Here is a 26,903-nt window from a genome sequence, read left to right on the forward strand (position 1 = left end):
AACTAGCCTTCGTTGGCTATTCGTTCTTAAATCAATCAACGCAAAAAGACATGAAAATAGTAAAGCTTATCACACTAATGAACTTAGTAATCGTCTTGGCTTCTTGCAACGGACAAGAAGCAAAATCAAATCACCAGAATAACCAGCTCTCAACAGATACCGTGAGTCAGTTCGTGATAGAAGGTTACATGATCATGCCCAAACTAAAAGAGGTTCGGGCTTATAAAATGATTGGTGGCGCAAATTGGGATGGCTTCACTTTTGAGAAAGATCCAAAAATTGATTATAATAAGACAACTTTACTTGCCATTGGGAACAGCATTTTTTTTAAAGAATACTTCCCTTTCAAATTTGATTTAGACAAGCTAAAAATCATTCTACGGGATGAGTTTTACTTCCTCTGTAGAGACGACAAAAATATTTATTATACATCTGAACGAATTAAGGCTGTCAAAGTTGACATTTCAAATTTCACTGCTGTTAATGATTTTGTGTATAAATCCAAAACAGATGGAAAGCTGTATTTCCTCGATATTAAATCATATGAGCTCGCTCCGGTAGCCATACCAGTTGATGAGCCATCTTTGAAACATATTGCTGCAAATTATTTTTATGATAAAAACGGGCTCTATTTCTTTGGGCAGCATTCTAAAATTAATTCAAAAGGCTATTATGACGACCATGTAGATAAATCGGAGAAGCTGATGAATGGAAGCAATATAGTACCGGTGATTTCTAAAAAATACTTCTCTTACAACAACCAGGTTTTCGCGATTGACGATAGCTCCATCAAGAAGCTAAATATAGATCAGCGTAAAATAATCGAAATTAAAATTAATGATACAGAATCATTTATTACGGATGGAAAATCGATATATAGTGATTTAAATTACGGCTATGATGATAGTGGACGTAACGAAAACGGCTATTATGGTATTTGGTATCCCAGCCTTTACTCCAACACTAATCTTCAGAAGATCCTCTCCCCTTCTCTATATTTCCAAAGAGAAGGTAAGGCCGTAGTCTTCAATAAGTATAACCCAAATACTTTCCCAGGGCTCTTTGTCAAAACTGACAATAAAAATTATCTATTGACAGACAAAAAGAAAGTGGAAATAGAGCAGGTACTATTTTACAATCCAGAAACTAAGAAAAATGAGGTTTTTGAAGAAAAGTATATCAAAACGTATGCTTTAGACGGGTTTATGCAATATAAAAACAAACTTTATTTTAACGGAATGCCTGTTGAAACTTCAAAGCTGAAAATGGATAAGTTAAGGCAAATTCCAGAAAGTAATTACCTTACTGATGGCGAATCAATCATATACCTAGGTAATATAGGGGGCTATAGCAGTGTAACGAAGGGCGATCTGGAATATGCAGTTTTTGATGAGTTAATTTTAAAAAACGTTTTTACAGATAAAATGAAAGCTGTAAATCCTGATTTGATCACGGATGGTATTTCTTTAATCAGCAGGGCACAAATAGTGAAAATAAAAGATCTGCATCTTAACGTCAAGATCCTGGAATAATCATCTGCAAAATCTAATAATTATTTCATCGATTGCCGCTAAAGATTGAAAGGTTTTAGAAAAATCTTATCCTACAGGGCAACTATTTAGAGTTTCAGATTTCCAGTTTTGATATTATAAGTTCTGATCTCTGCAACGAATAATAGATGAACCCCGACAAATTCTAAAATAAAGCTTGCGAATCCTAATTATATTAATTCTGATAAGCGCTAACGCTTATCTTATGTAATGTTAAATTGAATTAAAAAAATCCCTTAGACATGAGTGCAATAAAAACGTTATTACTGCTTTGTTTTACTTTCTTATTGATAAGTTGTAGTTCTCAGGAAAAGGAAAGCTACTGGAAAGTGAGTGAAATTTACAGAGAAAATAAAGAACCATTTAGGGGGCTCAACGGCGACCTGATGCAAGAGGTAGTAGACTATAATTTCCACTTTAGAAAGCGAAATGATAGCCTTTTTTTTGAAATTCCTGAAAAATTCACAATCGAAACAAAAAAACTCAAAAATTTCCGTCAGCTCCAAATTCCTAATAAGGACTATTATGAGATCTATGCAAACGAGTTTGATGGTGATGCTTTCAAAATCAAATTTAAAGATAATGCCACACTGTCGGATTCGAAAAATACGATTCTAGAGTTTAAGAAGATCAGTAAGGAAGAATACCTTAAAAGTATTAATGATGCAGTCCTTCGTCAAAAAGAAATGCAAAAAAAGATTGAAAATTTGAAGCTTGAGCTAGGCAAAAACCCTCAAATTGTTCTCAACCCGATCACTAAACTGCCGCAAAAAACAGATACCTTAATAAATAATCATGGAATGGAAATTCTCATTAAAATCCCGAAAGAAATCGAGATTAAAGAATCAGGAGACTTAAAAAATCAGGTTTTTGGGAACATCAAAATTGGAACTTTAATAGATCGCTCTATTATTTATGATCTTCACCATAAAGAAAATGATTTCGGATTAAAGCAACTTACCATCTGGATGTCGACAGATACAACAGCTTTTAATATCGATAGCTTTTTGGCAAGCCAGCCCAATATCTTAACTTATAAACGTGACAAAAATAGTGTTATCGGTTACGAAATTGTATTTGATGAAAGTAGCAATCAAGCAGTTGTGCAGTCTTTGTTCTGTTTAAAATACTATCAAATAGAAAATACACATATTTTCATTTATGGCGATGCATATCGATCTCGAATGGAAAATGTGGACAATAAAACGGAGATGAATAAGATTTTGAATTTTAATTATTTACTCTCTGAAAATATTTCCATTGCTCAATAACATTTTAAACCCACTATTATAGCCTAAAGTTTAATTTATCAATCCAAAACCTATAAATGATGAATTCGCAAACTATAAAAATTATCGAGGCCATTACTTCCATCATCGCGGCAGCTTATTAAGAGATCATAATAACCAAACCAACTAAACTTTATCGCCATGAGCAATCCATTATTAGAACCTATTCACGGGGTAAGCATACAAGATTATGCGGCAATTTCAGCAAAAATGGCTTCTGCAATTGATGTGAAAGACATTTGCAAACTACTAGGTATCGAACCTGCAGTTTTTGAAGAAGCTTCGGCAATTTGGATTACTAGGATGCAGGAAGACCATACATTTGAAGTTACCATGGAATTTGGAAAATATTTCGGAGGCCGATCAGCATCCAAAACTTGGGGGTTTACAGGCATCGCTTACAGAGGAAGGTGCAATAAACCTGGAAAAAATGAAGACAGACCGCTATTTTTATGAAGAATTAAATGGTGCCAGGCAAGCCGCTTATGAATATGGTGTTGACGGGGCACTATGGATCGAAGAAAAATTTGGGATTAACCTGGGCGACTTCCAGGCCGTAGCGATGCAATGGATGCCTATCACGAATGATGAGCCTTTTGAAACTTTAGACTTGTTCAATAAATATCGAGAAGAAAAGCAAAAGGAATATGCGGAAATTTTTGCAGCAGAACAAGGGGGTAATCTGGCGGATGATGTGGAATTTTAAACCAAGCCGCATAATTACTTAGCTGTTTTATGCATGCTTGAAATTCGAACACGGATACGAATAGCTTTTTATGATGGTATCGATCTTATTCTTCGATACCATCATTAAGTGTTATGATTCGACTTTTGAAAACTAAAAGCGATATATTTTTTTCGTTTTTTCTTATTTTTATCCTTCGGAAAAACTGGAAAAATGAAAGAAAATGCATCTCATAACGAAAAAATTGCCAGGCTAACTTTTGCAGGGGTATATCCACACTATGTAACCAAAGTTGAAAGCAAAGGCAGAACAGAACAAGAACTAAAACATGTGATAGAATGGTTAACTGGATTTGATGAGCACAAACAGCAGGAGCTTGTCGATCAAAAAGTGACCTTCGAAACTTTTTTCGAGCAGGCTAAACTAAATATTAATGCTGAAAAAATTACAGGTGTAATTTGCGGCTATCGCATTGAGGAGATCGAAAACCCGTTGACTAGGCAAGTAAGATATTTAGACAAGCTAGTTGACGAACTGGCTAAAGGCAAAAAGATGGAGAAAATATTAAGAGTATAATTCTCATGGATCTTTCCATAATCTTATTTAACCAAACTTTTGCAAATTGATTTGATTAGTCCGGGACCTTCGTAAATAAAACCGGTGTAAAGCTGAATCAAACAGGCACCAGCGTCCAATTTATCCTGAGCATCTTGTGGGGAATGGATTCCGCCAACCCCAATAATCGGAAAAGCTTTATTCGATTTTTCTGAAAGATAGCGAATCACTTCCGTAGAACGCTCTTTAACCGGTTTACCACTTAGGCCGCCCATTTCTGCGGCTAAAGTTTTTTCGGTGGCCAAATTTTCACGGCTAATAGTTGTATTGGTAGCGATAATGCCTGCTATTTTTGTTTCTGCTACAATTTCAATAATATCATCGAGTTGCGCATCTGTTAAATCAGGTGCAATTTTTAGTAAAATTGGTCGAGAGATATCGTTTTTTTTATTTCGCTGCTGCAGTGTATTCAAGATATTTTTCAGCGGTTCTTTTTCTTGAAGTTCTCGCAAACCTGGAGTATTTGGCGAGCTTACATTGACTACAAAATAATCTACCACATCAAATAGTCGGTCAAAACATTTAATGTAATCACTTACGGCATCTTCATTCGGCGTTGCTTTGTTTTTACCGATGTTTCCACCCACAACTATATCCGGATGTTTGTCTTTAAGCAATCGCAAACGCTCTGCCATTACATCAACGCCCTTATTATTGAAACCCATTCTATTGATTAAGGCTTCATCATTTGGCAAACGAAACATGCGTGGCTTATCGTTCCCTGGCTGTGGCATTGGCGTTACTGTACCTACTTCGATAAAACCAAAGCCTAGGTTGCTTAACGCCTCCACATACTCACCGTTTTTATCAAAACCTGCAGCTAAACCTACCGGATTTCTAAATTTTATACCGAAAACCTCCTTCTCCAAACCTCTTATATGAACATCGAAACTGCTGCGAATAATGGTTTTACCCAAAGGAAACTTATCATTAAACCACTTTAATCGCTTAACAACGAAATAATGAACATTTTCGGGGTCAAACTTGAAGAAAATTGGTTTAATAAGGCGATACATGCCACGAAGATAAATAAAATATGGAAAATGGAAGGTAATGGAAGATGGAAAATGTTAGACGCCTAATATAAATGGATTGCAACTTAAGTGGCGATTTGTATCCTGTTCGCAAATCGTCATTTAAAATAGATCATTATATTTTACATCAAGTTCCCGCCTTCCATTAATAATTTATTTCCTTAGTACGCGGCAGTAAATTGCTCCTGGTGATGTGCATCATTCTCCAATTCATCTGCCAAAACGATACTTAAATCTTCAACAGATAAAATTGAGCGACCTTCTTCATTAAAAACCGGTGAGGTTTTACCTAAACGATATTTTCCGGTTTTACCGATTGTAATACCTGGATGCATTTCAATAGCGGGACTAAAAAACACCCAATCCAATTCTTTCTCTTGTTTTAAAGTATTGAAATAATCTCTTACAGCAGATGCTCCAGGATAAATTTCCTTTGGAAAATCGGGACCATCAACCAACTGGGTTCCGTCAATTTGCAAAGTTCCGGCACCGCCAATAAAAATGTAACGTTTTACTCCCGATGCTTTTACTGCTTTCAGGATTGCCTCTGCACCAGCCAAAGTATCATCGTAAAGATTTGGATTAGTCCAACCCGCGTTAAATGCGCTTATTACCGCATCTGCTCCCGTTAAAACCTCTGCAAGTTGATCGGTATCCAAAACATCTACCGCAACTTTACTTACTTTTTCGTCAGCGTTTTCAATTTTGGTTGTGTCACGGGCAATGGCAACTACTTCATTTCCACGGCTAATTAATTCATTTAAAAGGGCTTTGCCTACAAATCCTGAGGCGCCTATTAGTGCTACTTTCATGTTATTTTATTTTAATTGGTGAATATTGAATCTTTGAATGAGTGAATTTTGAATGAGTGAATGAATGAATAAGATTGGAAGATCATAACTGAAACTTATTTTATTACAGTTTTGGATAAAAAATTTTTATTTAAATTTTAATGCAAAATCAGCCAGTGTCTGCGTTGATAAATTTTCGATTAACGCGTTTTCTGCATCGCTGTAGAGTGTATTTAAGTGTTGATTAATTTGTTTCCCTATTGGGCATTTAGGATTTGGCTCGTTTTTACTTTGCCCCAGAATATTATTGCTTTTAACTGCTTGATAAACTTCACCAAGATTAATTTCAGAAGCGCTTTTTGCCAAAAATGAACCTCCGCCTTTCCCCTCTTTGCTATCAACAAAACCATGCTTACGTAAATTAATGATCTCCTTTCGTACCAGTACCGGATTAATGTTAATACTTCCAGCCAGGTATTCTGAGCTCACTACTGCACCTTTCGCATCATCGAGCAAGGTTAAAATGTGTAAGGAAATCGGAAACCGGCTATTATTCATTCTGTAATTATTTTTATTACAGTACAAATGTACGGAGATTTATTTAACATCAAAATATATCGGAAGTTATTTTTTTAGAAAAGTATATGAGACCCCGATAAGTTAGAATGAAGCAGATAGCCGAGGCAATTAGCCCATCAAATCATTTATTTTTGCATACTGCAATAACATAATGGTTTTGCCATCTTTAATCTCACCGGTTGCAATCATTTCCAGGGCGTTTGAAAAAGGCAGTTCCAGAACCTCGATGTTCTCTTGTTCTTCGTGATGGCCACCACCGTCGCTTACTTTCATCTCTTTTGAATATTCTGCTACGAAAAAATAAAGAATTTCGGTAACAGAACCAGGCGACATATAAGCTTCAAAAACCTTTTTAACCTCGCTAATTTTGTAACCTGTTTCTTCTTCGGTTTCGCGTTTGATGGCCGTTTCAGGATTATCTTTATCCAGCAAACCAGCGCAGGTTTCAATTAACATTCCGCTCTCATTGCCATTGATGTAGGTTGGCAACCGAAATTGACGGGTTAAAATAACCGTTTGATTTGCTTTATTGTACAGTAAAATTGTAGCACCATTTCCCCGATCATAAGCTTCGCGTTCCTGCGTTTCAATTACACCACCATTGGTTTTATACTCAAATTTGATTTTGTTTAAAGTATACCAATTATCTGATAGGATTTCCTTGCTGATAATTTTAACGTTTTCGTTGCTCATGGCTGTTTGGTTTTAAACCAAATGTATTATTATTTTATTGGGGATGACTAATGAAATAGATTCTTGCCTGTTCATCATCATTTAACTTTGACGACCGATTTTCTCGATTTCGCCTAAAAAACAGAAATTATAGTTTCTTTGCTTTCCTAAATCTGAAAAAACTGGCTATATCAAGCTAATTTCCTATTTGATTTTAGAAATAAAACAAGCCTTTAAAATTCGTACTTTTGCAGCCGAAATGATTTCAATAAATAATTTAACATTCCTAATTGGCTCAAGAGCCTTATACGACGAGGCGAACTGGCACATTAAACCCGGTGATAGAGCTGGTTTAATTGGCGCCAACGGTACAGGAAAATCAACACTTTTAAAAATAATTGTTGGCGAGTATGCACCTAGTTCGGGTACGGTTTCTATGTCAAAAGACTTAAAAATCGGCTATTTAAACCAGGATTTGCTTTCTTACGATTCGCACCATAGTATTTTGCATGTGGCCATGGAAGCTTTTGAGCGACAAAACCAGCTACACGATGAGATTGAAGAGCTACTGAAAAAAATTGAAACTGATTATAGTGAAGAAGTTTTATATAAGCTAAGCGATAAGCAGCAGGAATTTGAAGCTTTGGATGGCTACAACATTGAATATAGAGCAAATGAAATTTTGGCAGGTTTGGGTTTTAGTACCGCAGACCAACACCGTCCACTAAATACCTTCTCTGGAGGGTGGCGTATGCGTGTGATGCTGGCTAAAATCTTATTGCAAGACCCTGATATTTTACTTTTGGATGAGCCGACCAACCACATGGATTTACCTTCCATTAAATGGTTGGAAACCTACTTGGCGAGTTTTGAAGGGGCAATTGTAATCGTTTCACACGATAGGTATTTCCTTGATAAAATTGTAAACCGTACGGTCGAATCTCGCAAAGGAAAATTAAACGTTTATGCTGGAAATTACAGTTTCTATGTGGAAGAAAAAGCACTACGTGGGGAAATTCAAAAAGGTGAGTTTAAAAATCAGCAGGCAAAAATTAAGCAGGAAGAGCGTTTAATCGAACGTTTTAAGGCAAAAGCATCGAAAGCTAAAATGGCGCAATCGCGGATGAAAGCTTTAGATAAAATGGAACGCATTGATGACGTTGATGATGATAACCCGACGGTAAACTTCAGTTTTAAATTTACCAAACCATCAGGCCGACATGTAGTTCGTATCGAACACGCCACCAAACATTACCCTAATGTTCACATCCTTCAAGATGCTGAAGCAGTAATTGAGAAGGGTGATAAAATTGCCTTGATTGGTGCGAATGGTAAAGGAAAATCGACCTTATTGAGGATGATTGCCGGAACCGAGAAATTTGAAGGTTCCTGCGAAACCGGTCATAATGTAACCACTACCTTTTTTGCCCAGCACCAGTTGGAGTCGCTTCATCTTGACAATGCCATTCTGGAGGAATTACAAGCTTTCGCACCGAAACATACAGATACGGAGTTACGTAGTATTTTAGGCTGTTTCTTATTTACAGGAGATGATGTTTTCAAAAAGATTAAGGTGTTATCGGGAGGTGAAAAATCTCGTGTGGCTTTAGCAAAATCGTTAACAACAGATTCGAACTTTTTAATTCTCGATGAGCCTACCAACCACTTAGATATTCAATCTGTTAACATCTTGATTCAGGCTTTACAACAATTTGAAGGCACATTTATAGCCGTTTCTCACGATAGGTATTTCCTGGATAATGTTGCAAATAAAATCTGGTTTATTGAAAATGAACAGATTAAGCAATACCCTGGTACCTATGCCGAATATGAAGAGTGGAACAGCAAACGTGAAATTCCGGTATCGAAACCTATTCCGGTAAAAATGCCTGAAAAGAAGAAAGAAGAGCCAAAAGCTGTTACACCAAATACGGCCAGTCAATTGAAAAAATTGAATGATGGATTGAAAAAGGTTGAAGAATCTATTGCAGAACTGGAAGCAGCAGTAAAAAATATTGAAGCAGAATTGGCTGATGAAAATGTTTACAGCAAAGCTGATAAATTGGCCGAAGCCAACAAACGTTATTTAGCTGCCAAACAGGATTTAGATAGCAACCAAACGAAATGGGAAAATTTAGCTGCCGAAATTATGGAGCTGGAAAGCTAGTTTTTGCCGCAGATTCGCAGATTAAAAAATTAGACCACAGAAAAAATTCTGTGGCTTTTTTATTGTCATTTCTTGCCGCGGAGACACGGCAAACGAGAGCAAAATCCGTAATGAAACTTATGCAAAATAATTAGTTTAGAGATACGATTCAATCATATACATGATGCTTTTTAACGCAATTAAAAAATATCCGTGGTTATCCTTTTCATCTGTGGTTAATACTATTTACTTTTAACCATGCAAAAACTAATCGTAATACTTTTATTTTTCATCCCCACCCTAAGCTTTTCACAAACCGATAAAAACTTCGTTTACGAGAATAAAATATACCTCCCTAATATTAAAACGGTTCTTTGTTATAACAGCACCCGTAAGCAAAGTTTACCTGTTATCCAATTAAATTCTTCGGAGACCATCACCTTTTCGTTCGATGATTTGCCGGCTGGAACTAAAAATTATTGGTATTCTATAGAGCATTGTACTTCAGACTGGCAACCATCAAGAATATCAACAATAGATTATCTAGGCGGCTTTAATGACGATAGAATCATTTACTACCGTTACTCATCAAACACCACCAGGAAGTATACCCACTATGAATTAAATTTCCCTAATACACAGATACAGCCAAAAATTGGTGGAAATTATTTATTAAAGGTTTACCTCGATGGCGATAAAAATCAGCCGGCAATATCGCAGCGTTTTTATATTGTAGATAATCAGGTGGCCGTGGCAGCAGAGGTTACCAAATCTATGCAGGTGGCAGATCGGAATACAAAGCAAAAGATCAATTTTACCATCAATCACAGCATGCCTATTCCTAATCCTTATCAGGATTTGAAGGCGATTGTGATGCAGAATTTCAACTCCAATACCGCACAAATAAATACCCGTCCCTCGTTTATCCGCCCTAATCAACTTGTATTTAATGATTTGACCACCAACGATTTTTGGGGTGATAATGAATTTAGAAAATTTGACACCAGAAGTTTACGATACAAAGCCGATAATGTGAAAGATATTTATCGCGATAGTGAATCGGTAAACGTCATGCTTTTTCAGGATGCGCCGAGAAATACCGGTGCTTTTGCCAATCAATATGATGAGAATGGCAATTTCTTCATTAAGAATACTGATGGAAGAGACGACAAAACTGAAGCCGAATATATGGGCGTACTTTTCACATTGAATGCTCCTGCCCCATCAGCCAATGGCGATGCCTATGTAATTGGTCGTTTTAATAACTATACTTTAAGTAAAGAAAACAAAATGATTTATGATGCAGGGCGGAAACAGTTTTATGCCAATATTATGCTGAAGCAAGGGCTATATGATTTTGAGTATGCCTGGTACAATAACGAAACCAAGACTCTGGAAAGTCAGCCTTTTGAAGGCTCCTTTTTCGAAACAGAAAACACCTATCAGGTTTTTGTGTATTATCGTCGCCCTGGTGCGAGATGGGAAACCTTAGTTGGTTTTGCCAATATCAGTAATAAAGTAGTTGATAGGCGCTAGTGCGAAGAACTGCGATTAATTGTCAACTATACCTTTATTGTTACATTAAATTTCGTCAGTTTAATATTGGTTAATTACTTTAGTAATCAGATTATTGAGTAACCGTAAATGCCTTTCAGCAGGCATTTCTAACCAAAATTATGTTTAAAACAATTTTCGCATTTGCATTAATTTCAATTAGTTGCCTGCAAATCTATGCTCAGGAAACTCAAAAATCGTATACCCAGAATATTGACGGCACCAGGTTGAGCTTTGACATGGAGCCAATTCCTGCAGGTACATTTTATATGGGAAGCAAAACTGGAAAACCAGATGAACAACCCGTTCACCAGGTAAAGTTAGATGCATTCTGGATGAGCAAGTACGAAGTAACCTGGAATGTTTTCGAACCTTTTTTGTATCGTGATTTCGAAAAGCAAGCCAGTACAGCTGCTGTTCCAGCAGAGGTTGATGCGGTTACACGGCCCACAAAGCCTTATCTGGATATGACTTTTGGTATGGGAAAAGACAACCAGCCAGCAGTGGGCATGACCCAATATAACGCTATCCAGTTTTGTAAATGGCTGTATGTACGAACAGGTATTTTTTATCGCTTGCCTACCGAAGCAGAATGGGAATATGCTTGTAAAGCTGGATCTAACACAGCCTATTCATTCGGTAATGAGGCCGCAACATTAAATGATTATGCCTGGTTTGCCGATAATAGCGATAATAAAACACATCAGGTAGGGCAAAAGAAACCAAATGCCTGGGGTCTGTTTGATATGCATGGCAATGTGAGCGAATGGACCTATGATCAATATGTTGCTGATTTCTATAAGCTCGGCGAAAATAAAATAGCTGAAAACCCTGTCGCTAAGCCCGAAAAGCTATATCCACATGTTGTTCGTGGCGGCTCTTACGATGAAGCAGCTGAAAATCTTCGATCAACAGTCAGGTTGGCTTCCGACCCATCCTGGAAACAGCTTGATCCACAAATTCCGAAAAGCAATTGGTGGTTTCCTGAAGCCCCTTTTGTTGGCATGCGCCTGGTCCGCCCGGTTAAAGCCCCAAGTAAAGCAGAAATAGAAGCTTACTATAATAAACAACCTATAAAAGATTTATAAACCGAACTGATAAAACCACAAACCCAAAATCAGGAATGAAAAACGAACCAAACACAAACGATAGAAGAGATTTTTTAAAATCATCTGCCTTGCTTGCAGGTGGCGCTATGTTAAGCAGCATTCCGCTTGCCGGAGCCTATGCTTCGGGAAGCGATACCATTAAAATTGCCTTAATAGGCTGTGGAGATAGAGGTACGGGTGCAGCATTTCAAGCACTAGGCACTAAATTCAACATCAAACTCGTAGCCATGGCAGATGCGTTTCAAGATCGTTTGGATAGCAGTTACCAATCTTTAAACACCAAATTTGCCGACAAAATGGACGTGCCTAAAGAACGTCAGTTTGTTGGTTTTGATGCTTATTTGAAAGCAATTCCTTTGGCAGATGTAGTATTGCTCGTAACGCCTCCTGGTTTCAGACCAATCCATTTTGAAGAAGCCATTAAGCAAGGAAAACACGTTTTTATGGAGAAACCTGTTGCAGTTGATTCACCGGGAATTCGGAAAGTTTTAGCCGCAGCAGAAATTGCCAAAAGCAAAAAGCTCAACGTTGTTGTCGGGTTGCAACGCCGTTATCAAGCCAACTATCGCGAAGCGATGAAACGCGTTCAAGAGGGCGCCATTGGCGATATCGTTTCTGGTCAGGTATTTTGGAATAGTGGTGGTGTTTGGGTGAATCCGCGTAAGGCAAATCAAACTGAAATGGAGTACCAGATGCGAAACTGGTATTATTTTAACTGGCTATGTGGCGATCATATTGTGGAGCAGCACGTCCATAATATCGATATTGCAAATTGGATAAAAGGTACACATCCCGTTTCAGTGCAGGGTACGGGAAGCAGGGCCTGGAGAACTGGAAAGGATTATGGAGAAATTTATGATAATCACGCTGTGGAATTAACCTATGCAGATGGATCGGTGGTTTATAGCCAATGCAAACATTTCGAAGGCGTTCCTAACCGGGTGGACGAAACTTTCCAGGGTACAAAAGGAAAGATTTATTTATCCGCTGGAAACCAGGCGAAGTTGTGGGATTGGAAAGGAAATATAATCTATAATCACAATACAAAAGGAAATGCAAATCCATATCAAACCGAACATGATGAGCTTTTCGATGCCATCTCAAAAGGGGAGTATAAATTTGACAACGCCGAATATGGCGCTCATAGCACTTTAACCGGAATAATTGGCCGATATGCAACTTATTCTGGGCAAACCATTAAATGGGATGAAGCCTTAGCTGCCGACAATAGTTTAATGCCCGAGCGTTTTGCCTGGGACGCAAACCCTAAGTTGATGCCTGATGCGAATGGGTTATATCCAATTGCTATGCCCGGAAAAACCAAGGTATTATAGCTGAAATAATGTACCGATATCTGTTTCTCTGCTTTCCGTTAATCTTTTCGATTTTCAGTTCTAAAGAATTGAACCAATATAAGATTACGGGTTTAGCCCAGGGAACAGACTATCACATTATGTATTATGCTGCTGATAGCCTTGCTACCAAAAGCGGAATCGATAGCTTATTGAATGAAATAGATTTATCGATGTCTCTTTACAAAAAGGGCTCGCTCATCAACCAGTTTAATTCATCAACAAAGGGAGCGAAACTCGACACTTATTTAAATGCGGTGTTAAAAAGAAGTTTTGAAATTAACCGTGACACCAAAGGCATTTTTGATATCACTGTGGCTCCACTGGTTCAAGCCTGGGGATTTGGTCCTGCGGAAAATAACAGGGAACCAGTTGCCGAAGAAATTAAAACCATTTTGAAGTGCACAGGAATGGAGAAACTGAAACTGGAAAACAACATGCTGACTAAATCATCACCTTGTGTAAATATCGATCTTAATGGCATTGCACAAGGTTACATTGTAGATCTGATTGCAAATTGTTTGACTAAGAAAGGAATTAAAAGCTTCGTAGCCGAACTGGGTGGTGAAATTAGAATTGCCGGCCCTAAACCAGACGGAACCGCAATGAAAATCGGCATTGAGGGACCAGGTAAAGATGGCACACCAGTAATCAGGCATATCGCAGTTTCCAACAGCGGAGCGATTACAACATCGGGCAATTATAGAAAATTCCATCAAAGCGGACGAAAAACAATCTCTCATTTAATTGATCCGAAAACGGGCTATCCTTTGGATAATGAAATGATCAGTGTAACCGTATATGCACAAGATGCCATTACAGCCGATGGGTATGATAATGCCTTAATGGGCATGCATCTAGATGATGCTTTAAAATTTGTAGCCAATCGAAAATACCTGGAAGCTTATTTTGTTTACCGAAAAAAGGATGGATCTATAGCCGATACTTTATCAAACGGATTTAAGCAATTAATTAAAAACTAAGTCTTTACATTTTTAAAAACCAACAAATGAAAAGAAGTGAATTTATAAGAAATAGCCTGTTAACCGCAGGTGGCATTACAGCCGGAGCTGGATTTACAGAAACCTTTGCTTCTGAAAAATCGACCGCGATACTGAGTGACAAAACTTTTAATATGGATTATGCGCCACACCAGGGGATGTTCGCTAATCACGCAGGTAAAAATTTTCTCGATCAAATTCAATTCATGTACGATAAGGGCTTCCGCTCCATTGAAGATAACGGTTACTTAAACCGACCTGTAGAGGAGCAAGAGAAGATTGGTGCCTTATTGGCTCGACTTGGAATGCGAATGGGAGTTTTCGTTGTAGATGGCGGCGATAACTGGAAAACTTCTTTAACTACAGGTAAAAAAGAATTTAAGGATAAATTTGTTGAAACCTGCAAAAAATCGGTTGAAGCAGCCAAAAGATGTAATGCGAAATGGCTGACAGTTGTTCCGGGTTTTTACGAACGCAATTTGCCTTATGGAAATCAGTTTGCAAATGTAATTGATGCGATGCGAGCCGGGGCCGAAATTTTCGAACCACATGGCTTAATTATGGTATTGGAAACACTAAGCGATACGCCAGAACTATTTCTTCAGAAAACTAACGAAACTTATGCTGTGTGCAAGGCCGTTCAAAGTCCGGCTTGCAAAATTTTGTACGACATTTACCACATGCAGCGCACCGAAGGCGATTTAATTAAAACGATCGACCGTTGTTGGGATGAAATTGCCTATATCCAAATTGGTGACAATCCGGGTAGAAAGGAACCTACCACCGGAGAAATCAACTATAAAAATTTGTTTAAGCACCTTCATAAAAAAGGCTATAAAGGTGTGATGGGCATGGAACACGGAAACTCGCAACCTGGAAAAGAAGGCGAGTTAGCTGTAATTGCAGCTTATAGAAAAGAAGATGATTTTTTGTAAAAGTTAGAAGGTAATTTAAAGGTCGGGATTAGTAATCCCGACCTTCAAATTACCATCAATATTATTCGGTTTTTAAAACCCAAACCGATACACTACCGGCATTACAATGAAATTCTGCCCACCCATTCTCGTCGATTACCACTTCCTGTTCACGATATCCAAGTGCATCAACAAATATTTTTTCAGCAAAACTCTGCCCTATTTCCATCGTTTTAAATCCTTCTTCACCTGTGCTTAATAAAACCGCCACCCCACTATTTTCATGTTCATCATCTCCAGCTCTTGTCCAACCCACACAGTTATTGTGGTCAAAATAATCGCGTTGCTCCCCGTAGGCTAAATGAGCTCTAATTTTTGTCATGATGTCCAGACCTGGTAAAATAGCGAGCTCGATATGTGTATCTTCTCCTTCAGGATTTTTATCATCGTAAATTCCACCGTATAAATCCGGAAAAAACAAACATGGAATTCCTTGCTCTCTTAATAAGATGATGGAGTATGCCAATGGTCTAAACCAGAATTCCACGTAGCTTTCTAAGGCTTGCAAAGGCTGAGAATCGTGATTATCGACAAACGTTACAGCAAGTTCAGGCGAGATCGAAATCAGTGTATTATCAAGAATAGTGCGCATATCAAAGCCGTTTCCATCCTTACTGGCAAGGAAGAAATTATGATGCAGCAGGGAATCAAAAATCTGGGTTTTGCCTTCCATTAATCGCAGGTATTCTTCTTGCGATTCGGTATTTTCGACATTCCAATCTTCGGCAACAATAAAAAACTTCTTATCAAACTTTGCCTCCAGGTGGTCAATCCATTCTTTAATAAAATCAGGATTGATGTGTTTAACCGCATCCAGCCTAAATCCATCTATGTTGGTAGTTTCCACAAGCCACTCTCCCCAATATTTCAACTCTTCTACAACGGCACGATTGCGGTAATCAATATCATCGAACATGAGGTAATCATAATTACCCAGTTCAGTAGATGGAACTTCTTCAAAACCTTCGCCAAGATGATTCTGGATAGAGTAAATTGCAGTTTCTTTCAGGTCTTCTGCCCAATCTACTCCACTAAAACATTGATGGTCCCAAATGAACTGCGAGTATTTCCCTGCCCTATTTGGAAAAGTAAACTTGGTCCACGCTTCAATCTCAAAAACATCGCTGGTGAATTCATTTCTATTATCAGGATTAACGGTTCTCACAGGCACTTTTTCCAATTCATCGCCGCCGGCTTTGTGATTGAAAACAATATCTGCAACGGCTGCAATTCCTTGATCTTGAAGGGCTTTAATGGCTTTCAAATATTCTTCTTTAGAACCATAACGTGTGTTTACACTTCCCTTTTGATCGAATTCTCCAAGATCGAAAAGATCATAAACATCATATCCAACTGAATATCCACCTGTACTCGCTTTATAGGCTGGCGGTAACCAAACCCCGGTTACCCCGATTTCTTTCAAATGCGTAGCTTCTTGCGCTACTTTACTCCATAAATTTTGTTCTTCATTGTAATACCAATGAAAATATTGAATTAAGGTTTGATTCTGCATTAATTTAATTTTAAGATAGGATAACATGAGTTTCTGGCAATTGTTTTTCCAGAAATGTAAGCTAAAAGTCAATCGGTAAGTATTTAAGGAGATGGTTTAAAGATAGTCGAACTTATATTAAAATATATCTAGCGCCGTAAACAGGTTGGGCAATTTGAGCTGCCTACTGTAGCTAAACCTGATTTACCGGAAATCCTTTTAAAATTTAAAGCATATTCTTTAAATGAAGCAAAAACAGATTTTAAAAGATTGAAGTGAGAGCAGGACGAACGTTAAGCAGAGGCAGAAGCTTTGCTTTTCAAATGATTAATGAAATGCTGATTTAAGGCGCATTTTATTTACTTTTGCGCTTGAATATGAGCTTAAAAAAGAAATTTGCCAGAGAGAGTTTTACCATTATGAATGAACTGGTATTACCCAACGATACCAACACACTCAACAATTTGATGGGTGGCCGTTTATTGCATTGGATGGATATTGCTGCAGCTATTTCTGCTCAAAAACACTGCAATCGTATTGTAGTGACTGCTTCTGTAGATAACGTTTCTTTTAAACACCCCATCAAATTAGGTGATGTAATTACTATTGAGGCCAAAGTTACAAGAGCTTTTAATACATCAGTAGAAGTGAGGCTGGATGTTTGGGCAGAAAATATTCCCAGTGGTGCACGCCAGAAAAGTAATGAAGCCTATTATACTTTTGTAGCGGTAGATCAAAGCGCCAGAACTATTCCAGTACCCGAACTTATTGCAGAAACTCCAGAAGAAATTGAGCTTTTTGAGGGTGCTTTAAGGAGAAGACAGTTGCGCCTGGTTTTAGGCGGCAAAATGAATCCGGACGATGCCAGCGAATTGAAAGCGCTATTTTTTAAAGCATAATTTTTACAAAAAACTTCTTGGTGCTTAACATGTTTGTTTTATTTTAGTAGCTTAACATTCGCTCAAAATATGACTACATATACCATACTGATAATTTTAAGCGGATTAGTTATCTTTTCCTATCTATTTGATTTAGTGGCAAGTAAAACTAAAATACCATCGGTTTTACTACTGCTTTTGCTGGGCATTGGCCTTCGTTTTTTAGTAGAGAACTTAAAAGTTCAAACCTTCAATTTTCTATCCATTTTACCAACTTTAGGTACCGTTGGATTAATTTTAATTGTTTTTGAAGGTTCATTGGAGCTTAAATATGATCGAAATAAAAACAAGATTATCAAGAGTGCGTTTTTCTCTGCGCTTACTGTGTTACTTGGCACAGCCACCATTATTACCGTAATTATTTACCAAATTTCGCATAAAGATTTATACACCTGCATTGCTAACGCCATACCTTTTAGTGTAATCAGTTCTGCCATCGCCATTCCCTCTGCAGCGGCTTTGGGTGGTAAGGATAAAGAATTTGTGGTGTACGAATCTTCGTTTTCTGATATTTTAGGGATTATCATTTTTAATTTTGCCATAACCAATCATTCCATCACCACATCAGCATTTATTGGACTAGGTTTAAGTACATTTTTGATTATTCTTTTATCGGCAATTGCTTGCGTTGTTTTATTGTATATCATGGGCAGATTGGTGCACCACATCAAGTTTTTCTTGATTATTTCCATTTTGATACTCGTGTATGCCATCGGCCAATCTTATCATTTATCATCGCTGGTATTAATTCTGAGTACAGGATTATTTTTGAATAATGCCGATACCATTCAAAACGTTTGGTTCAGAGGTGTATTTTTATACAAAAATCTCTCTGCTGATTTATCTCAACTGTACCAGTTATCAGCAGAAAGTGCATTTATTTTAAGAACCTTTTTCTTCGTCATTTTCGGCTTTACCATGAACATAAACGAACTTAATAATTGGCCCATTATTGCCAACGGACTTATTATTTTAGCCTCAATTTATGTGATCAGACTTATTTTCCTAAAGATTTTTAAGAAAGATTCGATTGCCCCGATTTTATATATTGCACCGCGGGGATTGATTAGTATATTGCTTTATTTCAATTTACCAGCTTCGCTGAAAATTGCTGAAGTAGGGCCTTCATTCTTGTTTTTGGTAGTATTGGGATCTAGTTTGGTAATGACTTTAGGAATAGCATTTAGCAATAAAAAAGTAGAGGAAAGCACTACGGCTTAAAGCCCGCCGACAATGCTTTAATTTTGTTTAGCTCGGCCAGGGTATTTGGATTCTGCTGATAATAAACGGAATAGTAATTAAGTGCTTCCAGCTGACCATAATCAAACCCTTTACTAAATTTATAGTTAGCAATGCTTGGATTTATATTGTGCAAAGACCCGGCAATAATATTTGCAACGCCTTCCATCGCTGTTCCAAATATTGCCCCACCAACAGCTCCGGCAAGTTCTTCCTCTGGTGTAGGCTCTTCCCTTCCCCATTTGTCTACCGGTTTTCCTTGCTGGTTGGTGTATTTGTATTCATTGGGATCTTTCTTTCCAACGTACTTGAAAACATAACTCTGCAATTCGTAGCTTGCTTTCGTTACCCTTAATTTTATTGACTTTATTTCTGAAGTTTTTATCTCATGGTATTTTTCATCAGAATAAAGCAGAACCGTTTGAGAATCTATTTTAAAAAACAAGCCTTTAATTTTGCTGTCATTCGTTTTTACAATGGCAATGTAGGGTTTAATTCCATCCGAAATTTGCGCTTTGCAAAACAACGTACTGATTGATAAAATAGCTAAAACTACGATTCTTGTTTTCATAATACGGTGTTTAAAATGAATAATTATCCTGGGTTTGATAAAAATTTAACTGCCCATTTCTAAAATCTTATCAAATTCTTCCGCTTTTAGCGGCATTACAGAAAGGCGCCCCTGGCGAACTAATGAAATATCCACCAAACTAGGTTCAGCTTTAATTTGCTCAAGAGATACAGGGTTTTTTAAGGTTTCAACTGGCGATAAATCTACCACTACCCAATTGGCATCATCAGTAGTTGGATCCTGATAGAATTCTTTCACCACTTTGGCAATTCCAACTACATTCTTACCTTCGTTGCTATGATAGAAAAGAACTAAATCCCCTTCTTTCATGGCTTTTAAATTATTTCTAGCCTGATAATTGCGCACACCATCCCAAAAAGTTCTTCCATCTTCGTTAAACTTTTGCCAGCTGTATTTGAAGGGTTCTGATTTTACTAACCAATGATTCATATATAGATTTAAGATTCAAATTTACAATTAAGAGTTGATTTTATAAACCAGAATCCTCCTAAAATGACAATGGCATTCCTCTTTTAGAAACGTCTTTGCGATAATTAAGCTGAAAATTTTCGATTACGTTAACCTTCTAATGTTGGGTTTTCTATTAATCCGATCACATTACCAAAGGGATCAAAAATACTTCCTACCCAAATCGGTCCGCCTACATTTTTAGGTTCTTCATGAATTTCGACTTCTAATTCTTTAAACCGTTCGAAAACACCTTTAATATCACTAACACCCCAATAAGTAGTGGAATGGTTTCCATTGCTAAAACCCGAATCATCCGGATCTAGACCAAGTTCGAAACCACCGACGTTGTAGCCAGCGTAATAAGGCTCATCAAAATACGGTTCAATATCAAAAACTTTTTTATACCAATTTTTGGCAGCAGTTAAGTCGCCAACGTAATAAATTATAGTTCTTAATCCTTGTAGCATGGGGTTTAGGGTTAATTTATTTATATTTATTTTATGATCAAATAAACAATTTATGGCTAAGATAAAAATAATAACATTGGCTCTTTTAGTCTCAAGTAATTACATAGTCAATGTCCAATCAATCGACTTGGTAAAAAAGTAGCTGTCTCTGATGCTAAGTCTTTTAGACTCGATCAGATTTCGCTTAGGGTATTTAGAAAAACTAAAAATCCAAATTCTAATTATTTCAAACCCAATCAAAATACGGCAAGTAATATAGCGCTAATTACAGATTCAATATATGTAAAACAATTTAGAATATCTGCCTATCAACAAACTACAAAGAGGGAACGGCTGGTCATTATCTACTTATTGAACGTATAGCATTTATGGGTGCAGTACTAATAGTATCAACTGTTGCGTTAAGTAACCTTTCCTTTTAATCGACCAATTTTTATCAAAGAATTAATGAATGATCTTAAAAACCAATTCTTTAAGAAGCTCGCCATCGCTAACATTGCCCGAACTTTCTAAGCCTTTACTTTTCAAATCGTATTCTCTGAGTAAGCTAATTACATGGAAAACTTTCCCAGTGTGGTAGTTTCTGGCGGCAACTTCATAATCTTTTATAAAAAAAGGAGGAACACCCAAAGCAGATGCCGCATCTGCCTTATTTGGAATATAATGATACTTTAAAAGCTTGGTAAAATAACCACCTAGATTAGCTAACACCATAACCGTGGGATTGGCTTTTGGGTTGCTCGCCAAGTAATTGATAATTTTATTGCATTTCAAGACATCACGAATAGCTAAGGCTTTTTGGAGCTCAAAAACATTATATTCTTTGCTAATTCCAATATTCTTCTGTACCAAATCTGTATTGATAATTACATCTTTAGGCACATTTAGCATCAGCTTTTCAATCTCATTCGCAATTTTAGAAAGATCTGTTCCTAAATATTCGGCCATCAAAGCCGAGGCTTGCTGATCGATTTTATAACCTTTTTCTTTGATAAAATCTTCAATCCAGGGAACGAGTTTATAATCTCTAACAGGATCTGATTGAAAAATCAAACCACTCTTATTGATCGCTTTATAGATTTTCTTACGCTTATCGAAGTTTGCATACTTATAAGCAAGCACTAAAATGGTACTATGCAAAGGCTTTTCGAAATAATTCAGTACAAATTCTGCCTCTTTACTGCCAGTGTCTTCTTTTCCCCATTTTAAATCCTGCGCTTCCTTAACAATTACCACCTGATAATCTGACATCATTGGATATCGTTTTGCGGCGCCTAAAACCGTCGCCATATCCGTATCTTTTCCATACAAAACTGTTTGATTAAACCCTTTTTCGGCATCACTCAACAGCTTGTCTTCAATATAATCGGTTACTTGATCGATATAATAAGATTCTTCCCCGTGTAAAAGATAAACAGGTTTGAATTTTCGCACTTTAATATCTTTTATAATTTCAGTAGCAGTCATTGCCGTAAAATTACAATTTAGCTTTTATGATTTTGATAAATGTTTATAAACAATATTAACTTTGAACATTATTAATTGTGGGGCAAATTGGTAGCGCCAAATTAATGACTGACAACTTCCGACTCACAACTGCATGTTCAACCCTACCCTACTTAATCTTCCGCCTTATCCATTTAAAATTACCAGGAAAGATGATGTAGTTTTTATTTTTGATGAATTAAGGAAGAAACATTTGGTGTTAACACCAGAAGAATGGGTACGGCAACATTTTATCCAAGATTTAATCGCCAGCAAAAAATTCCCAAAAAGCCTAATTCAAATTGAAGGTGGACTGGTTTTGAATCAACTGCAAAAACGAAGCGATATTCTGGTTTATAACAATGCCGGTGAAAAGTTAATGCTTATTGAGTGTAAAGCTCCGAAGGTTAAAATTACACCTTCTGTGTTCGATCAGGCATCACGATACAATTCCATCCACCAGGCCAAGTGGATTGTTTTAACAAACGGTTTACAGCACGTTTATGCTAAAATGGATTTAGAAAAGGGAAGCCTTGTTTTTGCACAAGAGCTCCCGGATTATTCTGATTTGTAATTTTGATTTTCCAACAGTTCCTGCCGAAGCTATGCTGTCATCCTTAGGTACGAAGGATCTGTTTCATAAATCGCTGATTCTTCATTTTTAGAATTAACTTCTTTATTTCCCGTCATTGCGAAATCGATTTTTCATCGATTGAAGCAATCTCATTTACGTGATGATTACTGGGTTGAGGTTGCCATGAAACTATGAAAAATAGTTTCTCACAATGACGACCGCCGCGGACACCATAGGCGTTAATTTTTATACAAAAAACAACCCCTCAGAATCTCAAAACCTTAAAAACTATATTCTTTCTTCCAAACCTGTTTATTACCAGAATAGATCGCTTCATTACACATAGCCACGCAAATGGAAGCCTGCGTACCAGTATTAATGTTAGATACAGGTTTTGCACCACTTGTAATCGATTGATGAAACTCATCCAGGGCATAGTTGGTTCCATCCATCGTGGGCTTATCCAAAATCGGGATTCCACCATCTTTGTTGATCACAATCTTTGTAGCGCCGGTTACGCCATCAACAATTCCCAATTCCTTTCTGGTTACTTCCTCCGGATAAAAAACACCTGTATTGGTGAGTAGCGAAACGGAACCTTTGGTTCCTTTAATTTTGAACAAGTATCCATCATGTGCATTGCCACAGGTAGCGCCGAAATTGCCAATCATTCCTTTCTCCTGATAGCGCAAAGTTGCCTGGATGTTATCGTAAGTTTCTCTGCCATCTTTAAAAATATCTATCCCTCCCGAACCCATAATTTCATCTGGTTGCGTTTCAAATGCCCAATTAATGAAATCGATTTGGTGTGATAAAAGTTCTGCGGCTAAACCACCAGAGTATTCCTTATACATCCTCCAATTTATTTTCCGCTCCAAATCAGGGCTCGGAACACTTCTGCGCCAGGTTCCGTTCCTATCCCAGCGGCAATCAATCTGCGAAACCTTGCCCAGGTAGCCGCTTTGAATCATATCCTTAACCTTGAAATAAAGCGGAGAATACCTGTATTGATAACCTACCTGAAAAATCTGTTTAGGATATTTTTGAACCAACTTTTTTAACTCCAATGCCTGGGCAATATTATAGGTCATTGTTTTTTCTACATACACATGTTTACCAGACAGAACAGCGTCTTTTGCAATTTTAAAATGTTCGCTTAAGGGCGTGGCAATAAAAACAGCATCTATATTTTTATTATCTAAAGCTTGTTTATAATCCTTTATGGGTTTTGCATCAGCTGGCACATACTTTTCTGCTTCTTTGAGCCTAAAATCTAAAACATCGCAATAAGCTACCGCTTTAAATTTTGCCGGCATTGATTTAATAACAGATAAAACCCCTTTCCCACGATCTCCGCAACCAATCATTGCAATATTGATTACTCGATCTGCACTAAATGCATACAAAGCATCTCCAACTAATAATCCCGAGGCTAAAGCTGCCGAACTTTTAACAAATGACCTGCGATGCATCTATATTTTCTTTATTTTGATTGTTCTGAAATCGACCTTGTTTCCATGATCCTGAAGCAAAATATGTCCTTGTGGCGCTTCCCCAAAGTTTTTCCAATCTTTGTATTTACTTATCGCAACTAGCTTTTTAAACTCCTCCGATCCACGTACATATTCCAAAACCTTAACACCATTTAAATAATGTTCAACCTTGTTGTTTGGATAAACTACTAAACGGCCATTGTTCCAGCTGCCAATTGGGCGAAGATAGCGGGCTTCTTTTTTAGACGTCATTAAATCATATAACGAGGCCAACGTTCGGTTTCCGTCTCTGCCTAATTTCGCATCGGGGTGCAATACATCATCTAAAACCTGATATTCCAAACCAATTGCCGAACCTGTATTTTTTTCACTCAGCGTAACGAAATATTTTACGCCACTATTTGCACCTGGGGTAAGCTTAAATTCGAACGACATATCGAATGCGGCAAACGCTTCTTTGGTAACGATATCACCGCCATTTGTAGATTCGGCTCCTCCAGATGGCTCTACACTAATTACACCATTTTCAATTTTCCAACCCTTTTCCGGGAAAGTTGTTTTGTAAGCCCCAACCCACCCGGCGTTGCTTTTACCATCAAAAAGGAGTTTATATCCTTCTGATTTTTCGTAGGCAGACAGCGTATTCGGGGTTAAATTCACTGTGTATATTCCCTTCGGAAAAGATTTAGACTTCAATCCTTCTGTTTGGATATTTATATTTTTGAAATAAACCTTTTTCCCATCGTTTTCCAGGTTATTTCCAATGCCATGCACTTGCAAACCAATAAAACCTGATTGATCAAGGGTATCAATTACATAGGCAACCGGAGTTCCGTTTACCCAGGTTTTTAGCTCATTGCCAATATTTTCTATTCGGTAGTGATTAAACTTATTCTTCTTATAAAGTGATTTGGCTGATGGATTTAATTCTAAAGGATAAAGCCATAACCGCCTGGCTTCATCATAAATCCCACCAGTCCAAGATCTCGATGTAGGATCGATTTCCATTTGTCTCCCATACACTAATCCCCTTCCATTATTTCCTTCAGGCTTAATATGACTTCGGGTTTGCACTCCAGAATTTGTAGTTTCGCCTTCCAGTTTAATATCGAGTTCGAGCACATAATCGCCATATTCTTTTTCGGTAATTAAAAAGGAGTTTGGCGTTCCTTTGGTCATGGTACCAACTATGGCTCCATCTTCCACTTTGTAAGGTGCTGTTCCGGCTACGGCTTTCCATCCATTTAAGGTTTTACCATCGAAAAGTGGTTTTGCTTTTTGTGCAGCGGCAGATAGACTGATGAGTGAAAACGCAAGAATGCTGTATTTTTGAATGTTTAACATGGTTTTGAATTTGCCGTCATTGCGAGATACGAAACAATCTTAATCCTTTGGGTTTAGATAGCGACCTTTGTAAAATTACTTCTTGTTTCGCAATGATGATGTATTGAAATTAATATTTAAAAACTTTTCCGTTTGCAATTACTTCTTGTCTGTTTTCGTCGAAGGTAGATTTCGCTCCTGTGCGAACCGCAGCATTAGTCATGATGTTGGCAATGGAGTGCGAATAGCCCGCCTCTACCGGAGCATTTGGCGTTTTACGACTTCGAACACATTCCATCCAATTTCTCATGTGACCCGAAGTAAGCGAATCGCCACCCATATTTGCACCTGTAGCTGCTTTTATTTCGGTTTTACTTAAATCAAAATTTGGTAGCAGGTTGGCTTTCATGCCCATCGCAGCAGCTTCCTTTTCTTTTAATCCACCTTTTGGAGATACTTTATTGGTGATCAAATTTAATTCACCACCATTGGAGTAATAAACTTCTCCAACATCGCCAACGCTGTTTTGCATTCTGGAAGTGAAAGTAACCTGAAATCCATCTTCCGTATTGGGCTGACCATAATCGAAAACTGCAACCATCGAATCCCAGTTCCTACGACCATCTTTCCAGGTGTAAATTCCTCCATTCGCCACTACACTTCGAGGATGTTTTAAATTGGTAAACCAATGAACAGTGTCGATCTGGTGAGACATCCACTGGCCTGGCATCCCTGATGAATAAGGCCAAAATAAACGATATTCTAAATACTTCCGTGGATCGAAGGCTTCGTTTGGCCGGTTTAACAGAAACCTTTTCCAATCTATATCTGCCTCCTTGAGCTTCGCAACTAATTCAGGCCTACGCCATCGTCCGGGCTGATTTACGTTCCAAACCAAGTCTACAGCCGTAATAGGTCCGAATTTTCCCTCCTGAATAAATCTTGCGGCGTTTGCATAATTTTCACCGCTTCGTCTTTGAGAACCAATCTGAACAATTCTATCAGTTGCTTTAACTGCTTTGAGTGCAGCTTTTGCATCATTCATCGTTTCGGCGAAAGGTTTTTCTACATAAGCATCGCAATTGGCTTTAACCGCTTCAATAGTATGCAACGCATGCTGAAAATCGGCTGTACTGATAATCACAGCGTCTAAATCTTTCATAGCATACAGCTCGTCGTTATTTTTACAAGCTTTAATATCATGACCAAACTTTTCTTTGAGATGTGCAATACCTAAATCGCGGCGGTAGTTCCATAAATCGGAAAGACCAACAATATCAAAATTCAATTCTTTGTTGTGATTTAAAAAACAAGGCAGCAGAGTATCCTTAAATCGATCTGAAAACCCAACCACGCCTACTCTTACCCTATCGTTGGCGCCGATTATTCGTCCGTAGCTTTTGGCACTCATACCCATTGTGCCAGCGTAGGTTGCTGCGGCAAAAATGGCAGATTGTTTAATAAATTTTCTTCTGGAATTTTCCATGGAATGATTGAGT

General features: G+C 37.6%; 26 protein-coding genes. 14 read left to right on the plus strand and 12 right to left on the minus strand.

Annotated features, from left to right (window positions below; translation table 11 throughout):
* The first annotated feature begins 50 nt into the window (after positions 1-50).
* The 5 genes from OQZ33_RS04820 (at position 51) to OQZ33_RS04840 (ending at position 4,100) form a co-directional block, all read left to right on the plus strand.
* Entirely contained in the window at positions 51-1,532 is a 1,482-nt protein-coding gene (locus OQZ33_RS04820; protein WP_265797929.1) for a hypothetical protein, read from the plus strand.
* A gap of 260 nt (positions 1,533-1,792) precedes the next feature.
* Entirely contained in the window at positions 1,793-2,821 is a 1,029-nt protein-coding gene (locus OQZ33_RS04825) for a hypothetical protein (RefSeq protein WP_265797930.1), read from the plus strand.
* Between the two features lie 159 nt (positions 2,822-2,980).
* Entirely contained in the window at positions 2,981-3,295 is a 315-nt protein-coding gene (locus tag OQZ33_RS04830; protein ID WP_265797931.1) for a DUF6620 family protein, read from the plus strand.
* On the plus strand, positions 3,270-3,545 hold the full coding sequence (locus OQZ33_RS04835; RefSeq protein WP_265797932.1) for a DUF6620 family protein: 276 nt from the start codon (positions 3,270-3,272) through the stop codon (positions 3,543-3,545). Before OQZ33_RS04830 ends, OQZ33_RS04835 begins: the two co-directional genes overlap by 26 nt.
* A gap of 192 nt (positions 3,546-3,737) precedes the next feature.
* On the plus strand, positions 3,738-4,100 hold the full coding sequence (locus OQZ33_RS04840; protein ID WP_265797933.1) for a DUF2200 domain-containing protein: 363 nt from the start codon (positions 3,738-3,740) through the stop codon (positions 4,098-4,100).
* A gap of 23 nt (positions 4,101-4,123) precedes the next feature.
* On the opposite strand, the gene OQZ33_RS04845 is transcribed toward OQZ33_RS04840, so the two are convergent.
* From OQZ33_RS04845 to nudK, 4 genes are all read right to left on the minus strand, one after another.
* Entirely contained in the window at positions 4,124-5,155 is a 1,032-nt protein-coding gene (locus OQZ33_RS04845; protein ID WP_265797934.1) for a quinone-dependent dihydroorotate dehydrogenase, read from the minus strand.
* Positions 5,156-5,334: 179 nt separating this feature from the next.
* Positions 5,335-5,985 (minus strand): NAD(P)-dependent oxidoreductase, encoded by a 651-nt coding sequence (locus OQZ33_RS04850; protein ID WP_265797935.1) that lies wholly within the window; start codon positions 5,983-5,985, stop codon positions 5,335-5,337.
* A 126-nt stretch (positions 5,986-6,111) separates the two neighbouring features.
* The gene (locus OQZ33_RS04855) at positions 6,112-6,522 is read right to left on the minus strand and encodes an Rrf2 family transcriptional regulator (protein ID WP_265797936.1); all 411 of its coding nucleotides are present in this window, start codon (positions 6,520-6,522) and stop codon (positions 6,112-6,114) included.
* A 129-nt stretch (positions 6,523-6,651) separates the two neighbouring features.
* On the minus strand, positions 6,652-7,236 hold the full coding sequence (gene nudK / locus OQZ33_RS04860; RefSeq protein ID WP_265797937.1) for a GDP-mannose pyrophosphatase NudK: 585 nt from the start codon (positions 7,234-7,236) through the stop codon (positions 6,652-6,654).
* Positions 7,237-7,474: 238 nt separating this feature from the next.
* Here nudK and OQZ33_RS04865 point away from each other — a divergent pair, with 238 nt between their 5' ends.
* The 6 genes from OQZ33_RS04865 to OQZ33_RS04890 all read left to right on the plus strand — a co-directional run bounded on the left by OQZ33_RS04865 (position 7,475) and on the right by OQZ33_RS04890 (position 15,312).
* Positions 7,475-9,382 (plus strand): ABC-F family ATP-binding cassette domain-containing protein, encoded by a 1,908-nt coding sequence (locus OQZ33_RS04865; protein ID WP_265798006.1) that lies wholly within the window; start codon positions 7,475-7,477, stop codon positions 9,380-9,382.
* 237 nt (positions 9,383-9,619) lie between these two features.
* Positions 9,620-10,897, plus strand: a complete 1,278-nt coding sequence (locus OQZ33_RS04870; RefSeq protein ID WP_265797938.1) for a DUF5103 domain-containing protein — start codon at positions 9,620-9,622, stop codon at positions 10,895-10,897.
* 140 nt (positions 10,898-11,037) lie between these two features.
* Positions 11,038-12,003, plus strand: a complete 966-nt coding sequence (locus tag OQZ33_RS04875) for a formylglycine-generating enzyme family protein (protein WP_265797939.1) — start codon at positions 11,038-11,040, stop codon at positions 12,001-12,003.
* A gap of 35 nt (positions 12,004-12,038) precedes the next feature.
* Positions 12,039-13,358, plus strand: coding sequence for a Gfo/Idh/MocA family oxidoreductase (locus OQZ33_RS04880; protein WP_265797940.1), 1,320 nt, complete (start codon positions 12,039-12,041; stop codon positions 13,356-13,358).
* Between the two features lie 68 nt (positions 13,359-13,426).
* The gene (locus OQZ33_RS04885; protein ID WP_265797941.1) at positions 13,427-14,359 is read left to right on the plus strand and encodes an FAD:protein FMN transferase; all 933 of its coding nucleotides are present in this window, start codon (positions 13,427-13,429) and stop codon (positions 14,357-14,359) included.
* Between the two features lie 26 nt (positions 14,360-14,385).
* A complete protein-coding gene (locus OQZ33_RS04890) occupies positions 14,386-15,312 on the plus strand; it encodes a hydroxypyruvate isomerase family protein (protein WP_265797942.1) in 927 nt (308 codons plus the stop codon).
* Positions 15,313-15,373: 61 nt separating this feature from the next.
* Here OQZ33_RS04890 and OQZ33_RS04895 read toward each other — a convergent pair whose 3' ends face one another.
* Positions 15,374-16,864, minus strand: a complete 1,491-nt coding sequence (locus OQZ33_RS04895; RefSeq protein ID WP_265797943.1) for an alpha-amylase — start codon at positions 16,862-16,864, stop codon at positions 15,374-15,376.
* Positions 16,865-17,220: 356 nt separating this feature from the next.
* On the opposite strand from OQZ33_RS04895, the gene OQZ33_RS04900 reads away from it, so the two are divergent.
* Together OQZ33_RS04900 and OQZ33_RS04905 are read left to right on the plus strand one after the other, a co-directional pair.
* Positions 17,221-17,742, plus strand: a complete 522-nt coding sequence (locus tag OQZ33_RS04900; RefSeq protein WP_056849543.1) for an acyl-CoA thioesterase — start codon at positions 17,221-17,223, stop codon at positions 17,740-17,742.
* A gap of 69 nt (positions 17,743-17,811) precedes the next feature.
* Complete coding sequence (locus tag OQZ33_RS04905; protein WP_265797944.1) at positions 17,812-19,002, plus strand: cation:proton antiporter; 1,191 nt, start codon at positions 17,812-17,814, stop codon at positions 19,000-19,002.
* Here OQZ33_RS04905 and OQZ33_RS04910 read toward each other — a convergent pair.
* From OQZ33_RS04910 to holA, 4 genes are all read right to left on the minus strand, one after another.
* Positions 18,992-19,591 carry a hypothetical protein gene (locus OQZ33_RS04910; RefSeq protein ID WP_265797945.1) on the minus strand — a complete coding sequence of 200 codons (600 nt, stop codon included), beginning with the start codon at positions 19,589-19,591 and terminating at the stop codon, positions 18,992-18,994. The two genes, OQZ33_RS04905 and OQZ33_RS04910, sit on opposite strands and share 11 nt — an antisense overlap.
* Before the next feature lie 45 nt (positions 19,592-19,636).
* Positions 19,637-20,041 carry an EVE domain-containing protein gene (locus OQZ33_RS04915; protein ID WP_265797946.1) on the minus strand — a complete coding sequence of 135 codons (405 nt, stop codon included), beginning with the start codon at positions 20,039-20,041 and terminating at the stop codon, positions 19,637-19,639.
* A 128-nt stretch (positions 20,042-20,169) separates the two neighbouring features.
* Positions 20,170-20,529, minus strand: a complete 360-nt coding sequence (locus tag OQZ33_RS04920; RefSeq protein ID WP_265797947.1) for a VOC family protein — start codon at positions 20,527-20,529, stop codon at positions 20,170-20,172.
* Positions 20,530-20,973: 444 nt separating this feature from the next.
* Complete coding sequence (gene holA, locus OQZ33_RS04925; protein ID WP_265797948.1) at positions 20,974-21,996, minus strand: DNA polymerase III subunit delta; 1,023 nt, start codon at positions 21,994-21,996, stop codon at positions 20,974-20,976.
* A gap of 133 nt (positions 21,997-22,129) precedes the next feature.
* On the opposite strand from holA, the gene OQZ33_RS04930 reads away from it, so the two are divergent.
* Entirely contained in the window at positions 22,130-22,588 is a 459-nt protein-coding gene (locus tag OQZ33_RS04930; protein WP_265797949.1) for a type I restriction enzyme HsdR N-terminal domain-containing protein, read from the plus strand.
* 281 nt (positions 22,589-22,869) lie between these two features.
* On the opposite strand, the gene OQZ33_RS04935 is transcribed toward OQZ33_RS04930, so the two are convergent.
* From OQZ33_RS04935 to OQZ33_RS04945, 3 genes are all read right to left on the minus strand, one after another.
* On the minus strand, positions 22,870-24,060 hold the full coding sequence (locus OQZ33_RS04935) for a Gfo/Idh/MocA family protein (protein WP_265797950.1): 1,191 nt from the start codon (positions 24,058-24,060) through the stop codon (positions 22,870-22,872).
* Positions 24,061-25,425 (minus strand): 3-keto-disaccharide hydrolase, encoded by a 1,365-nt coding sequence (locus OQZ33_RS04940; protein WP_265797952.1) that lies wholly within the window; start codon positions 25,423-25,425, stop codon positions 24,061-24,063.
* 109 nt (positions 25,426-25,534) lie between these two features.
* Positions 25,535-26,890 (minus strand): Gfo/Idh/MocA family protein, encoded by a 1,356-nt coding sequence (locus tag OQZ33_RS04945; protein ID WP_265797953.1) that lies wholly within the window; start codon positions 26,888-26,890, stop codon positions 25,535-25,537.
* Positions 26,891-26,903: the final 13 nt, after the last annotated feature.

It is taken from the genome of Pedobacter sp. MC2016-05 (assembly GCF_026239735.1).
In the GTDB taxonomy this organism is placed as follows: domain Bacteria; phylum Bacteroidota; class Bacteroidia; order Sphingobacteriales; family Sphingobacteriaceae; genus Pedobacter.